The organism is Ruminococcus sp. J1101004sp1_RTP21198st1_B9_RTP21198_201120, from assembly GCF_040924245.1.
Classification (GTDB): domain Bacteria; phylum Bacillota; class Clostridia; order Lachnospirales; family Lachnospiraceae; genus Blautia_A; species Blautia_A faecis.
In genome coordinates, this window is the sequence record NZ_JBCOMI010000018.1 from 44,435 (window position 1) to 65,112 (window position 20,678).

General features: G+C 43.7%; 11 protein-coding genes. 2 read left to right on the top strand and 9 right to left on the bottom strand.

The features are described 5' to 3' along the window. Positions 1 to 309: 309 nt before the first annotated feature. The 5 genes from AB5618_RS13280 to purF form a co-directional block, all read right to left on the bottom strand. A complete protein-coding gene (locus tag AB5618_RS13280) occupies positions 310 to 1,794 on the bottom strand; it encodes a glutamate synthase subunit beta (protein ID WP_148462912.1) in 1,485 nt (494 codons plus the stop codon). A gap of 14 nt (positions 1,795 to 1,808) precedes the next feature. Beyond that, positions 1,809 to 6,356, bottom strand: a complete 4,548-nt coding sequence (gene gltB, locus AB5618_RS13285) for a glutamate synthase large subunit (RefSeq protein ID WP_173770059.1) — start codon at positions 6,354 to 6,356, stop codon at positions 1,809 to 1,811. 14 nt (positions 6,357 to 6,370) lie between these two features. Beyond that, positions 6,371 to 7,999: a CTP synthase gene (locus AB5618_RS13290; RefSeq protein ID WP_173718946.1), complete on the bottom strand. Its 1,629-nt coding sequence runs from the start codon at positions 7,997 to 7,999 to the stop codon at positions 6,371 to 6,373. A gap of 1,089 nt (positions 8,000 to 9,088) precedes the next feature. Continuing rightward, complete coding sequence (locus tag AB5618_RS13295) at positions 9,089 to 9,316, bottom strand: HPr family phosphocarrier protein (protein ID WP_148462805.1); 228 nt, start codon at positions 9,314 to 9,316, stop codon at positions 9,089 to 9,091. 262 nt (positions 9,317 to 9,578) lie between these two features. Beyond that, positions 9,579 to 11,003, bottom strand: a complete 1,425-nt coding sequence (gene purF, locus AB5618_RS13300; protein ID WP_173769738.1) for an amidophosphoribosyltransferase — start codon at positions 11,001 to 11,003, stop codon at positions 9,579 to 9,581. 418 nt (positions 11,004 to 11,421) lie between these two features. Between purF and AB5618_RS13305 the strand changes: the two genes are divergently transcribed. Beyond that, entirely contained in the window at positions 11,422 to 13,521 is a 2,100-nt protein-coding gene (locus tag AB5618_RS13305; protein ID WP_368366839.1) for a glutamine synthetase III, read from the top strand. Positions 13,522 to 14,026: 505 nt separating this feature from the next. Further along, complete coding sequence (locus tag AB5618_RS13310) at positions 14,027 to 15,754, top strand: ammonium transporter (protein WP_368366833.1); 1,728 nt, start codon at positions 14,027 to 14,029, stop codon at positions 15,752 to 15,754. 136 nt (positions 15,755 to 15,890) lie between these two features. On the opposite strand, the gene AB5618_RS13315 is transcribed toward AB5618_RS13310, so the two are convergent. The 4 genes from AB5618_RS13315 to AB5618_RS13330 all read right to left on the bottom strand — a co-directional run bounded on the left by AB5618_RS13315 (position 15,891) and on the right by AB5618_RS13330 (position 20,580). Then, positions 15,891 to 17,723: an ABC-F family ATP-binding cassette domain-containing protein gene (locus AB5618_RS13315; RefSeq protein ID WP_173772384.1), complete on the bottom strand. Its 1,833-nt coding sequence runs from the start codon at positions 17,721 to 17,723 to the stop codon at positions 15,891 to 15,893. 24 nt (positions 17,724 to 17,747) lie between these two features. Continuing rightward, positions 17,748 to 18,416 (bottom strand): TRIC cation channel family protein, encoded by a 669-nt coding sequence (locus AB5618_RS13320; protein WP_330589305.1) that lies wholly within the window; start codon positions 18,414 to 18,416, stop codon positions 17,748 to 17,750. A 314-nt stretch (positions 18,417 to 18,730) separates the two neighbouring features. Next, entirely contained in the window at positions 18,731 to 19,603 is an 873-nt protein-coding gene (locus AB5618_RS13325; protein WP_226814790.1) for a carbohydrate ABC transporter permease, read from the bottom strand. Further along, entirely contained in the window at positions 19,600 to 20,580 is a 981-nt protein-coding gene (locus tag AB5618_RS13330; RefSeq protein WP_148462811.1) for a carbohydrate ABC transporter permease, read from the bottom strand. The genes AB5618_RS13325 and AB5618_RS13330 overlap by 4 nt, the downstream gene beginning before the upstream one ends. Between the last annotated feature and the right edge of the window lie 98 nt (positions 20,581 to 20,678).

Sequence of the window (20,678 nt, forward strand, 5' to 3'; positions counted from 1 at the left end):
CCCTCATCCATCCATTACGCATGACTTATTTAAACAAAAAAGGCGCACTTCAAAAAGATACCCTTCTGAAGAACGCCCTTGTTCATGGAGGTAATTATAGCAATGAGGTCATGCTTTGTCAACTTATTTTTTACCACTTTACCATATCAGCGTTGTATAAAATGATGTACAAAATAATTATTTTGTATCAGAACGGAAAATCGGGAGCAAATTTAGTTTGCCCCCGACCATACTTTTTATATACTCTCTTTTTTATTTTCCCGACAGCGATTCAGCAGGTATTATTCCACAAAGCATTTTTTTGCCAACTTACAGATAAGAATATCCCATCAGGGATTCATCCACTGCCTTTGCGGCTTCTCTTCCTTCACGGATTGCCCATACTACCAGAGACTGGCCTCTGTGCATATCTCCTGCTGTGAAAACCCGCGGTACGCTGGTCTCATAGGCTTCCGGTTTTGTCTCAACGTTGGTTCTTGCAGTTGTTGCAACCTTAAATGCATCAGTCACATATTTCTGGCTTCCAAGGAAACCAGCTGCAATCAGTACCAGGTCTGCAGGGATCACTTCTTCCGTCCCCTCTACCGGAACCATCATCATACGGCCTGTTTTGGCATCTTTCTCGCTTTTCAGCTTTACGATCCGGGCCTGGCAGACATTTCCGTTTTTATCTTTGATAAAATCAGTAACGGTTGTCTGGTAAACCCGGGGGTCATGTCCAAACACTGCAATTGCTTCTTCCTGGCCATAGTCTGTTTTTAAGACCTTTGGCCATTCCGGCCATGGATTGGAAGCAGCACGCTCTGTCGGCGGCATTGGCATCATTTCCAGCTGTGTTACAGATTTGGCGCCGAGACGTACGGAAGTACCCACACAGTCATTTCCGGTATCACCACCGCCAATTACCAGCACATGTTTGCCTCTTGCCTCTTCATAGGGAGCTTTGGTGAAATCGCTGTCCAGAAGAGTTTTGGTAACTTTTTTCAAGAAGTCTACTGCAAAATAAATTCCCTTTGCATCTCTTCCCGGCACTTTAATATCACGGGGATTGGAAGCTCCGCAACAAAGGATTACACGGTCATATTTCTTCAAAAGTTCCTCTGCTGTAATATCCACTCCAACATTTGTATTTGTCACAAATTTCACACCCTCAGCTTCCATCAGCTTCAGTCTTCTGTCGATCACAGATTTCTCCAGCTTCATATTTGGAATGCCGTAACGAAGAAGTCCGCCGATCCGGTCACTTCTTTCGAATACAGTTACATTGTGACCTCTTCTGTTTAACTGCTGTGCTGCTGCAAGTCCGGAAGGACCGCTTCCGATAACTGCTATGGTCTTTCCTGTACGAACCTTCGGAGGCTGTGGAACAACCCAGCCTTCTGCATATGCAGTCTCAATGATGGCACGTTCATTTTCCTTAGTGGAAACAGGCTCTCCATTTAAGTTGCAGGTACAGGCTGCCTCGCAAAGTGCAGGGCACACACGGGAGGTAAATTCCGGGAAGCTGTGTGTCTTGTTCAGACGAAGAAACGCCTGTTTCCAGTTTCCGGTAAATACCAGATCATTTGTCTCCGGCACCAGGTTGTGAAGCGGACATCCGGAAGCCATGCCGCCGATCATCATGCCTGCCTGGCAGAAGGGAACGCCGCAAGCCATGCAGCGTGCTCCCTGAAGTTTTTGTTTCTCTTTATTAAGAGGAGTACGGAACTCCTTGAAATTGGCAATTCTTACTTTTGGCGGCAGAACCTTTGCCGTCTCTCTGTTATATTCTAAAAATCCAGTCGGTTTTCCCACGATCTTCTGCCTCCTTAATGCTTAACTCCTATGCTTTCGTAGAATGCTTCCATCTGCGCCTGCTCACTGTTCAGACCTTTTTCCTCAAGCTTTGCACTTAATGTGATCATCTTCTTGTACTCATTTGGAATGAGTTTTTTGAAGTGAGGCAGATACATGTCAAACTGATCCAGAACCTTCTGTCCAAGCTCCGATCCCGTTGCAGCTACATGTGCTTCGATCAGATTTTTCAGTTCTTTTTTGTCATATTTATTATCTACTTTTTCAATAGAAATCATCGCTTTATTTAAGTTCTTATAAAGAACATTTTCCACATCCAAAACATAAGCGATACCGCCGCTCATACCTGCTGCAAAGTTTTTACCGGTTCTTCCAAGAACTACCACACGACCACCGGTCATGTACTCACAGCCGTGCTCTCCCACTCCTTCCACAACTGCATTGGCACCAGAGTTACGAACTGCAAAACGCTCACCTGCCATACCGTTGATAAAGGCAGTTCCACTAGTTGCACCATAAAGAGCAACGTTGCCGACAATAATGTTATCTTCTGCTTTGTAACCGGCATTTTCCGGAGTCTTCAGGATCAGCTTGCCACCGGAAAGACCCTTTCCGAAGTAGTCGTTGCAGTCGCCGGTAAGCTTCAGAGTAAGACCTTTCGGGATAAAGGCACCAAAGCTCTGTCCTCCGGCTCCTGTACAATCAATCTCTACCGTGTCTTCCGGCAGTCCGTTTTTATTATTTCTGGTAATCTCCGCACCAAGGATTGTTCCAAATGCACGGTCTGTGTTCTTTACTTCTACCGAAAATCTGGTCTTCTCACCGCCATGAATTGCGCGACTGCATTTCTTCACAAGAACTTTCTCATCCAGAGTCTTCTCCAGCTGGAAATTGTACTCTGCTTTCGGATCAAAGGTTACCTCGCTGCCAGCTTTTGCATATGGATTGTTCAAGATTGCACTAAGGTCTACTTTACCTTTGTGCGGCTCATCAACTGCATCTGTAGCAACCAGGAGATCCGTACGTCCTACCATCTCTTTCAGGCTTCTCACACCCAGTTTTGCCATATATTCGCGAAGCTCCTGGGCAATAAATTTCATAAAGTTCTCAACATATTCCGGTTTGCCTTTGAATCTCTTTCTCAGCTCCGGATTCTGGGTAGCTACACCAACCGGGCAGGTGTCCAGATTGCAGACTCTCATCATTACACAGCCCATAGTTACAAGAGGTGCTGTAGCAAAACCGAATTCCTCTGCACCAAGAAGTGCTGCAATTGCAACATCACGACCGCTCATCAGTTTACCGTCTGTCTCAATGCGGACACGGTTACGAAGTCCGTTCATAAGCAGTGTCTGATGGGTTTCAGCAAGTCCAAGCTCCCATGGAAGTCCTGCATTGTGAATGGAGCTTCTGGGTGCTGCACCAGTACCTCCATCATATCCGGAAATCAGGATTACCTGTGCACCAGCCTTTGCAACTCCGGCTGCAACCGTACCAACGCCAGCCTCAGAAACCAGCTTTACAGAAATATCTGCATATTTATTTGCATTTTTCAGGTCATAGATCAGCTCTGCCAGGTCCTCGATGGAATAGATATCGTGATGCGGCGGCGGGGAGATCAGGGAAACACCAGGTGTGGAGTGACGAGTTTTCGCAACCCATGGATAAACCTTCTTCGCCGGAAGATGTCCACCTTCACCAGGTTTTGCGCCCTGTGCCATTTTGATCTGGATTTCTCTTGCAGACACCAGATAACGGCTGGTAACACCGAAACGACCACTGGCTACCTGTTTGATTGCAGAACATCTGTCATCTTTTGTTCCTGCTGAATCCAGCCTTTCATTGCTTTCACCGCCCTCACCGGTATTTGATTTTCCATGAAGATGGTTCATTGCAATAGCAAGTGTCTCATGTGCTTCCTGGGAAATGGAACCATAGGACATAGCACCAGTCTTAAAATGCTTTACGATTTCTTCAACACTCTCCACCTCTTCAAGCGGGATAGGATTTTCTGCATACTTAAAGTCCATAAGCGCGCGAAGATTACCGTGATTTTCCTTATCCACAAGATCTGTATACTGTTTGAACATCTCATAGCTGCCTGTTCTTGTAGACTGCTGAAGGAGATGAATAGTTGCCGGATTGTAACGGTGCTCTTCTCCCTGGCTTCTCATTTTATGGGCGCCCACACTGTCCAGAGTAAGGTCTGTGGTAAGTCCTAACGGGTCAAATGCTTCCGAATGAAGCTTTTCTACGTTCTCCTCAATATCTTCCAGTGTAATGCCTCCAACACGGCTTACAGTACCTGTGAAATATTTATCGATTACATCCTGAGATACACCAATTGCCTCGAAAATCTGGGATCCCTGATAAGACTGGATTGTAGAAATACCCATCTTGGAAGCGATCTTAACAATACCGCTGATAACTGCATGATTATAATCGTCTACAGCTGCATAATAGTCCTTATCCAGCATATGGGTGTCGATCAGTTCATGGATTGTCTCCAATGCCAGATATGGGTTGACTGCACTTGCGCCATAGCCCAGAAGAGTAGCAAAATGATGAACCTCTCTCGGCTCGCCGGATTCCAGGATAATAGCAAGAGAAGTACTCTTTTTCGTCTTTACAAGGTGCTGATGTACTGCAGAAACAGCCAGCAGAGACGGAATCGGCATATGGTTTTCATCCACACCTCTGTCGGAAAGCACCAGAATGTTGGCACCATCCCTGTATGCTTTATCAACTTCTACAAACAGACGGTCAATAGCACGCTCCAGCTTTGTACTCTTGTAATAAAGAGTGGAAACAACAGCCACCTTAAAGCCTTCGTAATGCATTTCCTTAATTTTCAGCATATCTGTATTGGTAAGGATCGGATTGTTAATCTTTAATACCTTGCAGTTCTCCGGAATCTGCTCCAGAAGGTTCCCGTCTTTTCCAACATAAACGCTTGTGCTGGTGACAATCTCCTCACGGATCGCATCGATCGGCGGATTGGTTACCTGCGCAAAAAGCTGTTTGAAGTAGTCAAAAAGCGGTCTGTTCTGTTTGGAAAATACTGCCAACGGTGTATCCACACCCATTGCGCCAATGCTCTCAGCACCGTTTAATGCCATGTTTCGGATAGAAGTACGATACTGCTCGTAAGTGTATCCGAAAGCCTTCTGAAGGCGGGAACGCTGTTCCTCTGTATATTCTTCCATTCTTTCGTTTGGAATCTTAATATCTTTTAAATGTACCAGATTGCTGTCCAGCCATTCGCCGTATGGCTGTTTCTTTGCATACATCTCTTTTAATTCGTTATCATCGATGATCTTGCCCTGGACCGTATCTACCAGAAGCATTTTTCCAGGATGAAGACGCTCTTTTAATATGATCTTCTCTTCCGGTACCGGCAATACTCCAACCTCAGAAGAAAGGATCATGCATCCATCGGATGTTACATAATATCTGGACGGACGAAGACCGTTACGGTCAAGCACTGCACCCATCACATCTCCATCTGAGAAAAGAATAGATGCAGGTCCATCCCATGGCTCCATCATAGTGGCATAATACTGATAGAAGTCACGTTTTTCCTGGGAAATGGTATCGTTATTTGCCCATGGCTCCGGAATGGTGATCATCACTGCAAGAGGAAGATCCATGCCGCTCATGGTAAGGAATTCCAGCGTATTATCGAGCATTGCAGAATCGGAACCATTTCGGTTGACTACCGGAAGGATTTTCTGCATTTCCCCTTCTAAGTATGGGGACTCCATATTTTCCTCTCTTGCCAGCATCTTATCTGCGTTTCCCCGGATGGTGTTGATCTCACCATTGTGCACGATCAGACGGTTTGGATGTGCTCTCTCCCAGCTTGGATTTGTGTTGGTACTGAAACGGGAATGTACCAGGGCAATCGCAGATTCATAATCCAGGCTCTGAAGGTCAGAGAAAAATGTACGAAGCTGTCCAACCAGGAACATACCTTTATAAACAATCGTACGGCTGCTCATAGAACATACGTAAGTGTTGTCATTACTCTGTTCAAACTCACGGCGGGCAATATACAGTTTACGGTCAAATGCGATGCCTTTTTCCAGATCATCCGGCTTTTTGATAAATGCCTGCATAATGCATGGCATGCACTCTCTTGCCTTATGTCCAAGAACCTCCGGAACTACCGGAACTTCTCTCCAGCCAAGGAACTCCAATCCCTCTTTTTCCACAATGATCTCAAACATTTTTTTTGCCTGGGCACGTTTGATCTCATGCTGTGGGAAAAAGAACTGGCCAATACCATATTCTCTTTCCTGGCCGATTTCGATTCCCTCTTTTTTACATGCTTTCTTAAAAAATTTATGGGAAATCTGAAGGAGGATACCAACGCCATCACCTGTTTTGCCTTCTGCATCTTTTCCGGCACGATGATCCAGATTCTCTACAATCCGTAATGCGTTGGCAACTGTATCATGGGATTTTTTGCCTTTGATATTGACAACTGCACCGATACCGCAGTTATCATGTTCAAATTCCTGACGGTAAAGTCCCTGCCTTTCCTTTATCACTTCTTTCATTTTCCTCATCCTTTCTATTGTTGATTAAGAGTTTCCTCTTTGCTTACTTTATCTACAGCTGCCTGGATAAATCCACGGAACAGCGGGTGAGCATGGTTCGGTCTTGATTTGAACTCCGGATGTCCCTGGGTTCCTACAAAGAATGGGTTTGCCGGAATCTCGATCATTTCCACAATGTGACCATCAGGAGAAGTTCCTGCTATGGTCATGCCTTTTTCTGCCAGTTCTTTGCGATATGCATTGTTAACTTCATAACGATGTCTGTGACGTTCCTGAATTTCTTTCTGTCCGAAAAGTTCCAGGGATAAAGAACCATCTGCAAGCACACATGGATAACTTCCAAGGCGCAGGGTTCCTCCAAGATCTTCCACATCTTCCTGGTCTGGCATAAGGGCGATTACCGGATTGGTGGTTTCTGGTGCAAGTTCAATGCTGTTTGCATCTTCATAACCAAGTACATGACGGGCAAATTCTACGATTGCCATCTGCATTCCAAGACAGATTCCAAGGTATGGGATCTTATGCACGCGGGCATACTGGGCAGCCAGGATCATTCCTTCTGTTCCTCTTCCGCCGAAACCACCTGGAACCAGGATTCCATCTACCTGGTAAAGCCTCTGATCCAGGTTCTTCTCGTTTAACTCTTCGGAATCAATCCAGGTAATCTCTACTTTCGCCTTGCATGCGATTCCGCCATGTTTCAGAGCTTCCACCACACTGAGATATGCATCATGAAGCTGGGTATATTTTCCTACCATGGCAATGTTTACAGTTTTATCCGGATGGCGGAGATTTTCTACCATAGCCTCCCAGTCCGTAAGATCTGGTTTTCTTTTTTCAAGTCCCAATGACTGCATGACCACATCTGCCAGTTTTTCACGTTCCATCGCAAGTGGGGCTTCATACAGATACTCTACATCCAGATTCTGAAGTACATGGCTTACCGGCACGTTACAGAACAGGGCAATTTTGGCTCTCAGATCGTCGGTCAGCGGATATTCACTTCTGCATACCAGAACATCCGGCTGGATTCCCATTGCCTGAAGCTCCTTGACACTGGCCTGGGTTGGTTTTGTTTTCATTTCTCCTGAAGCTTTCAGGTATGGAATCAGGGTTACATGGATAAGGATTGCATTTTCATGCCCCACATCATGCTGAAACTGTCTGATGGATTCCAGAAATGGCTGGCTTTCAATATCTCCTACTGTTCCGCCTACTTCGATAATGGCAATCCTGTTTTCATCCGGGGATTTTGCGCGATAGAAGCGGCTTTTGATTTCATTTGTAATATGAGGAATTACCTGTACGGTTCCTCCTCCAAAGTCTCCATGGCGTTCTTTTTGTAAAACGGACCAATAAATTTTTCCGGTAGTTACATTGGAATTTTTATCCAGGCTTTCATCAATGAATCGTTCATAATGGCCAAGATCCAGGTCGGTCTCGGTTCCATCGTCTGTTACGAAGACTTCTCCATGCTGAATAGGGTTCATGGTTCCGGGATCAATATTGATGTAAGGGTCAAATTTCTGCATTGTGACCTGAAAACCTCTTGCCTTTAAAAGTCGCCCAAGTGAAGCTGCTGTGATTCCCTTTCCCAGTCCTGACACAACACCGCCAGTGACAAAAACGTATTTTACTGCCATCTTTCGATTTCCTCCTCCAATTGCTTTTAATGTGTTCTAATATGTAAAAAAGGCGTCAAAGAGGAGGATTAGGGGGCACTTAACCTATCCATTTCTCTTTGACGCCTTTGTCAAAACAAATTCTTATTCAAAAATATGCTATATAATATATCATTTTTTTGGCTTTGTCAATCCACTTTTTTTGCTATTTAGTGGATTAAAAGTTCTTCAAGGCGGACGCATTTGTACAATGTGTATTACTCACTCGCCGGCGCAACGCTCCGATGAACTAATCGCTAACTGCGACTAATGCGTTCGGGAGAGCCCTCACGCATAAGTCTTCGTAAGCGCTGGATTTCATCTGCGCTAAGAACGCGCCTGAAATGGCTCGCTGGAGTAATACACATTGCCCAAATGCTGTGTGTCGGCTGGAACTGAGGTTATTTAGGAACTTTTAACGAGGGGAGGGGGAGTGATTGGTTTCCCGATACTTTCTTGCCAATGATAGATTAGGTAAAACCAATAAAGCTGCGAAGTATCAACCATCTAAATGGGGTATCGAAGACACATAAAATAATATGTCAAGTTCTTTGTTTGCAAAACAGCCCTAAGAATGTGCAAATACTTCATAGAAATTATAAAAGCCGCTAATTTCCGGCAAGATTCCCATAAACTTTCGTTTCCGATACAGTATAGGGAAACCAATCACTCACCCACCCCACCTGTTGAAAGTTCCTATGTACAAATAAGTCCCAGCCAGTACACAGCATTCGGGCAATGGTGATTGCTCTAGCGAGCCATTTCAGGCGCGGTTTTAGCGTAAGCGAAATCCACTGCTTACGGAGACTTAATCGTGAAGGCTCTCCTGAACGATTTAGTCGCAGTTAGCAGTTAGTTCGCTGGAGCGTTGCGCCGGCGAGTGAGCAATCACCATTGTCCGAATGCGTCCGCCTTGAACAACTTTCAACACATTAAATAGCAATTTGGGGTTAAAAAAAACAGATGCTGTCGGGATACCATGCTGTCTCATATTTCAAGTCGTTCCCGGCAATATCTGTTTTTTACGATTTTTATGGACACCTTAAAAGGTGCCAGTTTACAACTGCTTAATCAGGCAACTGCAAACTTCTGTAATGTACGGTTAAATTCCTTGCTCTCGCCATGGCACTGTACAGTAAGAACCCTTGTAAGATCCATGCTCAGAACTCCCAGAATGGATTTTGCATCAATGATGATTCTGTTATAGAAAACATCTATGTCAAAATCACATTTACCCGCTGCCTTTACGAATTCCTGAACATCCTCCTTCGCATTCAGCTTAATCTGCTTCTGACACATCGTTATCACCCTTTCTGTTTTACAGGAATTATAGTTTCCTTTTCTATCAAAATCAAAGGCTCTTGAAAACGTTTTCCCTTGATTGAGGCAAATTATGCACCAAGTCTCGATATTTGTCAAGTTTTTTCTTTCACACTTTTTTGTAACATTTCAGAAATAAATATACCGATTGCACAAATATGCAACCGGTATATTGGTAGTTATGCACTATTTTATTATTGTGGAAGTTCTGAGACAACCTGCACAGGCAAAATTATTTCTCTTATATCTTATGAATTTCAAAATCATTTTGTAAATTATTCTCATCTGGAATTACCATCGGATACTTTCCGTCAAAGCATGCCTTGCAAATAGGAAGTCCACCTGCCATGCCCTCCAGATAATCAATCTCCATATAACCAAGGGAATCTGCCCCTATCATCTTACAGATTTCTTCTGTGGAGTGCTGTGCTGCGATCAGCTGGTCATTGCTTGGCACATCGGTTCCGAAATAGCATGGATGTAAAAATGGCGGGGAACTGATCCTTACGTGCACTTCAAGAGCGCCTGCTTCTTTCAGCATGCGGATCAGGTTTGCTATGGTGGTTCCACGGACAATAGAATCATCCACAAGTACAATGCGTTTTCCTTTTACAACTGCATCCAATACGCTCAGCTTCAGATGAACGCTGGATTCTCTCTCCTTCTGAGTAGGTTTGATAAAAGTTCTGCCGATATAAGAGTTCTTATAAAATGCAAATCCGAATGGAATACCAGATTCTTCAGAAAATCCCTTGGCTGCAGGAAGACCGGATTCCGGAACGCCGGTGACAAGATCTGCCTCCACAGGATAAGATTTTGCAAGGGATTTACCGCCACGTATACGTGCGTCATAAACCTTTACACCGTCCATGGTACTGTCCAGTCTTGCAAAATAGATATATTCAAAAACACAGTGAGCACGTTTTTTCACAGTATCTGCAAGAGTCATGTCTGACTTCACGCCCTTGCGGCTGATCGTAATCATCTCACCAGGTTCGATATCACGGATAAACTCGGCACCTACAGAAGTAAGTGCACAGCTCTCAGAAGCCAGCACGTAAGCATTGTCCCTTTTTCCAAGGCAGAGAGGCTTTAAGCCATAGGGATCACGGACTCCGATCAGCTTACGGGGACTCATGATCACAAGACCGTATGCGCCTTGCAGCTTCCTGGCTGTATTCAGAACTGCCTCCTCTACACAGGTGGTATGTACCCTCTCTCTGGCTACATGAAATGCGATCACTTCTGAGTCAGTGGTGGTATGAAAAACTGCTCCGCTCTGGATCAGTTCCCATTTCAGTGTCCCAGTGTTAACAAGGTTTCCATTGTGTGCCAGTGCCAGACTTCCTTTTACATAAGATAAAACCAAAGGCTGTGCGTTCTCTGCAACGGATGCTCCTGTTGTGGAATAGCGTACATGTCCGATTCCGATATCACCACTCATCTTATGGAGTGTATCCTCGCGAAGCACCTCGCTTACCAGACCAAGATCTTTGTGAAACTTAACATTTCCAATAGGTCCCTTAGTATCCGATACTGCCAGGCCACAGGCTTCCTGACCACGGTGCTGCAAAGAAGTCAGACCATAGTAAATAGAAGACGTCACATCATTTCCATCCAGGTCATAGATTCCGAAGACACCACACTCTTCTTTAATCTCTGCCATTTGTTTTCCTCCTCGGTACTGAGTTTTATTTTAATGATCAAATCCAATCTCAAAAATGCATCCCATTTCGTCGATTTTGCGTATCGCCAAATAAATTTACAGCCAAGGACGTATCGTTATGCAAGCACGCTCACATATCTTACTGTAAATTTGCCTGGCTCTGAACAAAAATTATAATGGAAGAAACCTATTTGTCAAGTATGCCTATCCTAATTTGAGCAAGAACTTTTTTCAGTCAACCGCAAAATCTTTTTGGAATTTTTTTCAAAAAAACTATTGACATCTGTTTTTTTTTGAGTATACTACAGAACATAAAGCAAAGGCGCTTTGGAATACAGAAATGTATCCAAGGCGCCTTTTTCTTTTATCAAAAATAAGGATGAAGAAAGACATGAAAAGTGAAAGGAGCGTATCCGTTATGACACAGAATATTCCCGAAATCTATGGAAGTCTTGTTTTCAACGACAGGATTATGCGCAGTAAATTACCTAAGGACATGTACAAAGCACTGAAAAAGACCATCGAAAATGGTACTCACCTGGAGCTTGATGTTGCAAACTCCGTTGCAGTAGCCATGAAAGAATGGGCAATCGAAAATGGTGCTACTCATTATACACACTGGTTCCAGCCTATGACAAATGTAACAGCTGAGAAACACGACAGCTTCATTTCCCCAACAGGCGATGGACAGGTGATCATGGATTTCTCCGGAAAAGAACTTGTAAAAGGTGAACCGGATGCTTCCAGTTTTCCATCCGGCGGTCTTCGTGCTACTTTTGAAGCAAGAGGATACACAGCATGGGATCCAACATCACCGGCCTTCATTAAAGACGGAACTCTTTACATTCCCACAGCATTCTGTTCCTACAGCGGTGAGGCACTTGACAAAAAGACTCCTCTCCTTCGCTCTATGGATACCTTAAATAATGCAGCCGTAAACATGCTTCACGTTCTTGGAAACAAGGGAATTAAACATGTTTCCACAACAGTAGGACCTGAGCAGGAATACTTCCTGGTTCCAAAGGAACTTTATAAAGAAAGAAAAGACCTTGTATTCTGCGGACGTACCTTACTTGGTGCTCCTGCTCCTAAGGGACAGGAAATGGAAGATCACTACTTTGGAACTCTGAAGCCAAAGGTTGCAGCTTACATGCATGATCTTGATGTAGAGCTCTGGAAGCTTGGCATTCCTGCAAAAACAAAACATAACGAGGTTGCTCCTGCACAGCATGAGCTGGCTCCTGTATTTGATACCACAAATGTAGCCGTTGACCACAACCAGCTGACAATGGAAATCATGAAAAAGGTTGCTGACAAACATGATCTGGTTTGCCTGCTTCACGAAAAACCATTTGAGGGAATCAATGGAAGTGGTAAGCACAACAACTGGTCCATGATCACAGATGATGGCGTAAATCTTCTGGATCCTGGAAAAACACCATCTGAAAACATTCAGTTTCTTGTCTTCTTAATGGCAGTTATTAAAGCAGTTGATGAATATGCTGATCTTCTTCGTATCTCCGTTGCAAGTGCAGGAAATGATCACAGACTTGGTGCCAACGAGGCTCCGCCCGCAGTTGTATCTATTTTCCTTGGTGATGAACTTACAGAAGTTCTGAAGTCTATCGAAAATGATACTTACTTTACTTCTCACGGCGCTGTACAGATGGATATCGGAGCAATTGTTCTGCCACACTTTGTAAAAGACAATACTGACAGAAACCGTACTTCACCATTTGCATTTACCGGAAACAAATTCGAGTTCCGTATGCTTGGTTCTGCTGCTTCTGTTGCAAACCCGAATATTGTATTGAATACAGCTGTTGCGGAAGCTCTTGACCAGTTTGCCAAAGAGCTTGATGGTGTAGCTCCGGAAGATATGGAACATGCAGTTCATGAACTGATTAAGAGAGCCATTAAGAAACACAAACGTGTGATCTTCAACGGTAACGGTTATACAGATGAGTGGATTGAAGAGGCTGAAAAACGTGGTCTTTACAACCTGAAGTCTACCCCGGATGCTCTCCCAATGTGGATTGCCCAGAAGAATATCGACCTGTTCACAAAGCACAGCATTTTCACCAGCGAAGAGCTGCACTCCCGTTATGAAATCTGGCTTGAGAACTACTCCAAGACCATCAACATCGAATCTAATACAATGGTTGAAATGGTTCAGAAAGACCTTCTTCCATCTGTTATGTCTTATATTGAAGAAATTGCAAGCACAGCAAGCCTGAAAGCATCTGTTGTACCTGGAATCACCTGTGAGAGTGAAACTACTCTTATCACCAAGCTGTCCGGACTTCAGGATGCTATGACAAAAGGTCTTGAGAAGCTGAAATCTGATACAGCAAAAGCAAAAGCAACTGAAGATGTTCTGGAAAATGCAAAACTGTATCAGGCTGAAGTACTTGAGGACATGGAGGAATTGAGAAAATCTGCTGATGAAGCTGAAACTCTCATTCCGGATGATCTGCTTCCATATCCTACATATGGAAAACTTCTCTTCTATATCTGATCAGATTTACAGAGGAGAATTCTAAATGAAAGAAACTGTTCCTGTTTTTGGAATTTGTTTCTCACACAGGTAAATACAGGGGATATCTATTATGAAACTCTACTTCATAATTCATTATCGATTTCCTCATCCATTAATCACACGATACGGATATCCCCTGTTTTACATATTAATTTTACAACTGAATATTTCGTTACTGTTCACTGGTAACATTCCGCAAGGTGTTTTTTGTAAACAAAGTTCACAGAAAACCCGAGAATTAAGTTTGCGCAGCAAACGCTACTTCTTGTGCCTGTCACAAGAAGGTTCGTCTTTCTGTGCATCGCGAAGCGTGTTACTGGTCACAGAGTGAACAGTAACAATATTTCTGCAGACGCAGATAATATACCAGGATCGTAAAGGCGCGAAAGAAAAAACAAATTTGTTTTCTCTTTCGCGCTTTTTGATATTAAAAACGTGTTTTTCGAAACATTTCGAAAAGTGCGAAAAGAGGGAGGAAATTATTATGAATTATTCAGCAGTAAACACGATCTGGGTACTTGTTGGTGCCGCGCTGGTCTTCTTTATGCAGGCCGGATTTGCTATGGTGGAGACAGGTTTCACCAGAGCCAAAAATGCAGGTAACATTATTATGAAAAACCTGATGGATTTCTGTATCGGTACTCCGGCTTTCTGGCTGGTTGGCTTTGGAATCATGTTCGGTGCAGGAAACGGCTTCTTCGGAAGAATCGGTGGTATTGCTTCAGAAGCAAATTATGGCAGTGCAATGCTTCCTGACGGAGTTCCGTTCTGGGCATTCCTGATTTTCCAGACAGTCTTCTGTGCTACTTCCGCTACAATTGTTTCCGGTGCTATGGCTGAGAGAACCAAATTCTCATCGTATTGTGTATACAGTCTTATGATCAGCCTTGTAGTATATCCGATTTCCGGTCACTGGATCTGGGGCGGCGGTTTCATCAGTCAGATGGGCTTCCATGATTTCGCAGGTTCCTGTGCAGTACATATGGTAGGTGGTGTGGCCGCCTTTATCGGTGCCGTCATTCTTGGACCACGTATCGGAAAATATTCCAAAAGTGGAAAATCAAAAGCAATTCCAGGTCATAACCTGACAGTCGGTGCACTTGGTGTATTTATCCTCTGGTTCTGTTGGTTTGGTTTCAACGGTGCTTCCACTGTATCCATGGAAGGCGATGCAATTGTAAGTGCAGGAAAAATCTTCGTTACCACAAACCTTGCTGCTGCAGTTGCAACTGTAACGGTTATGATGATCACATGGATCCGCTATAAAAAACCAGATGTATCCATGTCCCTGAACGGATCTCTTGCAGGTCTTGTTGCAATTACTGCAGGATGTGATACTGTATCTCCTGCATCTGCTGCTATTATCGGTATTGCAGCTGGTTTTGTCGTAGTATTTGGTATTGAATTTATTGATAAAGTATTAAAAGTGGATGATCCGGTTGGTGCTGTTGGTGTCCATGGCTTAAACGGTGCATTTGGTACTCTCGCCGTTGGTCTTTTCTCCGATGGAGCTGGTACAGGCTGGAAAGGTCTTCTTGTTGGCGGCGGTTTCCATGGATTTGGTGTACAGCTTGCCGGAATGCTTATCACAATTGCATGGGTTGCAGTTACAATGACAATTATTTTCCAGGTCATCAAACATACTATAGGTCTTCGAGTATCTGCTGAAGAGGAGATTCAGGGTCTTGATATAAAAGAACATGGTCTTGCAAGTGCTTATGACGGATTTGCTATTCGCGATGCTGTTGCTTCCGTTCCCACTCCTATGGGAACTTCCAGAGAATTTACCGCTGCTCCCAGACCTTCTGCTCCAGCTGAATTCATTCCGGAAATCCCGACAGACGGCGTTCATAAGATTACAAAGGTTGTTATCATTACCCGTCAGAACAAGCTGGAAGAGTTTATGCAGGCTATGAATGAAATCGGCGTAACCGGAATCACCATTACAAACGTTCTTGGCTGTGGTGTCCAGAAAGGGGCTCCTGCTTACTATCGTGGCGTTGAGATGGATATGAACCTGCTTCCGAAAGTCAAGATTGAAATTGTTGTCAGCCTTGTTCCTGTTCAGAAGGTTATCGAAACCGCCAAGAAAGTTCTTCATACCGGTCAGATCGGTGATGGAAAAGTTTTCGTATACGACATCGAAAACGTTGTCAAGATCAGAACCGGCGAGGAAGGTTACCTGGCATTGCAGGATACTCACGAAGAGTAATAAATTATTTTGACATCTTACTATATTTTTGTTTCCCTTATTTAAAAACAGCTCCTGGAATTTTTCCGGGGGCTGTTTTTCTTATACGTTTCCGGCACATATGTCCGTCACTGCTGCTTCCTATACAAATATTTTGTTATCCATTATATTTCCGCAAAAGTTTTTCCAGTTCTTGTGAAATTTTTTTCGCATCCTCATACTTGCCAGCCTGAAGTGCGAAAGCTATTCGATTCTCCAGTTCTTTTTTCTTCTGCTCATATTCCAGGTAATCCTTATCAAAGTGATCGGCGTAAATCATCTTTCGGAATTTTCGCATACTTACCTTGCGAAGGCCCTTATCCTCTGTGAGAAGCACATAATCCATGCAGTTGGCTACGGTATAAAAATCATGGGAAACCATGAGAACTGTCCCATTGTATTTCTCTACCGCCTGCTCCAGTGCCAGTTGGGAATATGTGTCCAGATGACTGGTTGGCTCATCCAGTAGCAGCAGACCTGCACCTGTTCTGGAAATCTTCGCAAGCTGGAGAAGATTCTTTTCTCCACCAGACAGCTCACACACAGGACTGTAGATCAGCTCTTTCTCAAAACCATAGGTTTTCAGGTAAGCTATCACCTGATCATCGGTATCAAAGCCTGCATCCTCAAAATTCTTAAGAACAGTGGCCTTCTCATCAAATACCTCCCCATGCATCTGGGAAAGATATGCCATCTTAACATTTTCGCCAAGACGGATTGCCGGGTTTTCTCCTTTGATAATATCACGAAGAAGGGTCGTCTTTCCAGTACCGTTTGGTCCCACAATTGCAACCTTATCCCCTGCATGAAGAACAAAGGAAACATGTTCCATAATCTTACGGTCAAAGGTCACATTATAGTCTTCTACACTTAACACTATCTTCTCAGCTTCATTTTCCGCATTCGTATCTCCCTGCCCGGACTTTCCTTCACTTTCCAAACATTCTTCCGCATTTTCATCAGAAACTTCCGCATTCAAAACCTCATCTGCATGAAATACGATCTCCGGCTGCTTAATATCCACAAATGGAGACTTTGTCTTTCTCGCTTCCAGACGTTCCAAAAGGGAAACTCGCGCATGAAGGCTTCTTCCCCTTGTTGCACTGTCAATGGCAGTAGCGCTGTTTCGAAGACGCTCTACAATCTTGCGATTACGCTCGATTTCCTCCATATCTGCCGCAGCCAGCTCCTGCTGCTCAATTTTCATCTGAAGAAGTGCAAAATTATAATCCACATAATTGCCATCAAATTCCTGCATCTCCGTATTCTCCAGATGGAGGATCTTGTTGAAGCAATGATTCAGAAGATAGCGGTTGTGGGTGATCACAAGCAATGTTCCCTTATGGGAATTGATCAGATTCCGAAGTGCATTTAAGTGCTGAAAATCCAGGAACACATCTGGCTCATCCATAATAATAAATTTCGGGCTGATCATCATCTCCCGGATAGCCTGCACCAGCTTGAACTCTCCGCCGCTTAAATTTGTAAGAAGCTGGTCTTCATACCCAGCCAGACCCGCTGTTTTCAGCTGCTTGCGGATATTACTTTCGTAAAAGTCACCGTCAATGGCATTAAATTCATCTAAAGTCTGCTGATATTCCTCCATCAGCTCCTCCAGATGATCTGTCGCTGCCATATCCTCGCAGATCTGGTTGATCTTATTCTGAAGCCTTACAAATTCTTCACTGATATAATCAAATACCGTAATCTCTTTTTCTTCCTCAACGGTGTAAAACTGACTGACATACCCAATCCTTCCAGGTACATCCACGATCAGCTTCCCATCGTATAAATATTTATCCGGATGAAGGATCATGTTCACCAGTGTACTCTTACCGGTTCCATTGGTCCCGATAAAGGCACAATGCACATCATCCTCCAGGGTAAATGAAATTTTATTATATAACTCTTTATGTGGAAAAGAATAGGATAAATTCTCTGCTTTAATCATAAGTACTCCTCTAATAGCTACCTTTTATTTTAATTTCGGCAGGTTCCACCTGTAATGTGCAGCCAGATACCGCATCAGGATCACCGCTGCAGATCCAAAGATCAAGGAGAACACCACTCCAAACCAGCGGTACGTATACACACAAACAATAGCTCCCACAATGGATGCACATGCATAAATATGCTTTACAAAAATATAAGGCGGCACTTCTGCCATCATATCACGGAGCAATCCTCCGCCAACACCGGTGATGGTTCCCACAAATACCAGCAGGAAAGTGTTGTCTGCAAACCCCTGACGGATTCCAGTATTTACGCCAACCACAGTAAATATCCCAAGTCCTACAGAGTCCATCACCAGCATTACTTTATCATAAGTAACATTTCCTTTCAGCATCTCCCTTTTAAAATAAAGGAGAAAAAACACCAGCACTGAAGTGAGCACTGCTACAGCCGCATATACTGGCTTCTGAAAAACTCCCGGAGGAGTAATTCCCAGCGTCACATCACGAATCATACCACCGCCAACTGCAGTGATCACCCCAAGAACCGAAACTCCGAAAATATCCATCTTCTGCTCCGATCCCACCAGTGCACCTGACGCCGCAAATGCAATAGTTCCAATCATCTCCAAAATAAATGTGATTGTTTCCTGATAACCCATAAAACAATAACCTCGCCCACTTTTATCCATGCCATTCTCATAAAGTTTGCGCAGTAAAAACTACTTCTTGTGTTTATCACAAGAGGGTTCTCCTTTCCCGCTTGTTCCCATAAATGACACCCAATCAGTATAACATATAATTCCCTGTTTGCCACCTGAAAACTCCGAAAAATCCAATTAATTTCAGCATATCCAAATTATTTTTTTGAAACAGCTCAAAAATATGACCGGAAGACTTCTCCTCCGGCCATACACTTATTTTTCTTTAATATTTTTCTTTAATATTTTTCTTTAATATTTTTCTTTAATATTTTTCTTAATCTAATATATTTTCATACACGCCATCAACCCTTAACACCGCCAAGTGCAACACCTGCGACGATGTACTTGGAAAGTACCAAGTATACAACAACCAGAGGGATAATAGTAACAAACAGTCCTACATAAACTACACCATAGTCAGTACGGAACTGGTTAGAACTCAGCAGCTGTACAAACATAGGAAGTGTTTTCTTGGAATCTGTTGTCAGCAAAATGGTAGGTGTAAACAGGTTGTTCCACTGTGCGATGAACTGGAAGATTGCCTGTGTGGCAACTGCCGGTTTCATAATTGGAAGGATAATTTTGTTAAAGGTATTCCACTCTTTTGAACCGTCGATTCTAGCTGCCTCGATCATCTCCAGAGAAAGTGTACTTTCCATATACTGTTTCATAAAGAAAACAACAGTTGGAGCTGCAATGGTAGGAATGATCAACGGAACGTATGTATCGATCAGCTTCAGATCCAGCATGAAACGGTAGAAACCGATGATGGAAATCTGACTTGGTACCATCATAACTGCCATAATAAATGCCCATGCAAATTTTTTGAATTTGAAATCATATACATGGATACCATAAGCTGTCAGAGATGAAAAATAAACTGACAGGAAAGTTCCAGGAATCGTAATGGTTGCAGAGTTAATGATCGCTTTCTGCAAAGTAATCTGCATACCGTTCTGCTTGATCATCAGGTTTTTCCAGTTCTCGATCAGGTGTGTGGACGGAATCAGGGAAACACCAGCCTTGATAGACTCAGAATCTCTTGTTGCGTTCATAACCAGAAGAACAAATGGCAAAAGTGCAATGATACAGAATAAAATACAAATAATGGTACGGAAGACTTTCTGATGCAGCATATTCTTGCTGTAGCTGTCTGCTGTTGCGGCTTTACTCATGATCTTCCACCTGCCTTTCTACGCTGTTTCTGCTCTTTTTTCATACGTCTGTCTTCGCTGTCGCTCATAGTTGCGAACAGGATCAGACTGACAACCAACGTGATAATAAACAGTACTACGGAAACGGCTGCTGCCTTTCCAACATCGCTGTTGTACAAACGCATAATATACATGGCCATTGTGGTAGTCTTATCATCTGGCAGACCAACAAGTCCGGTCTCCGGAACGTTGAACAGTGCTGGGATATCATACATCTGAAGACCACCGATTGCGGAGGTAACCAGTGTGTACAGCATAATTGGTTTCAAAAGCGGTAAAGTGATGTAGCGGAATTTTTTCCAGCCTGTTGCACCATCAATATCAGCAGCCTCAAAAAGTCCCGGGTCAATGCCAAGAACGCCTGAAATCAGAAGCAGGGTCGTATTACCAAACCACATCCACCACAGAATTGTGGAGATCAGCCCACGGCTTCCTGCTACGCTGGACATAAAATCGAAGTTCTTGCTGAGAACGCCCCAGTCCTTCAACGTCTGGGTGATTGGTCCGTACTGGGAAAATAAAGATTTAAACAGTACAGAAACGGAAGCTGCAGTGATAACACTTGGAAGGTAAACAATAACCTTCATCGCACCGGTTCCTTTTACCTTAACCTTCTCATCCGTCAGCCATACAGCCAGAAGAAGGGAAACCAGAATCTGAGGAACAAAGTTGCAGCCCCACATTACAAGGGTATTTTTCAGATAGCTGAGTACATAACCTCTCTCTCCTGCAGCCATACCAAGGATATTTACAAAATTCTGAAGTCCTGCAAACTCCATGAATTCACGTCCGTTACGTTTGTAGTAGGTTAAGGTACTATAATAGAAAGTATTGATCAGTGGCCACAGCTGGAACACCAGATAAGTGATAAAAAACGGTGCAATAAAGAAGTAGCCATACCTTCCATAATCGATCATTTTTTTCTTTTTCTTATTCATAACAGCCTCCTGTCTGAAGTTGCCTGCTTTTCCCAGGCAGAATGCCTGACACTGGCGGGAGTACCTGCCCCTTTGGGCTTCTGCGCCATCCTCCTCTG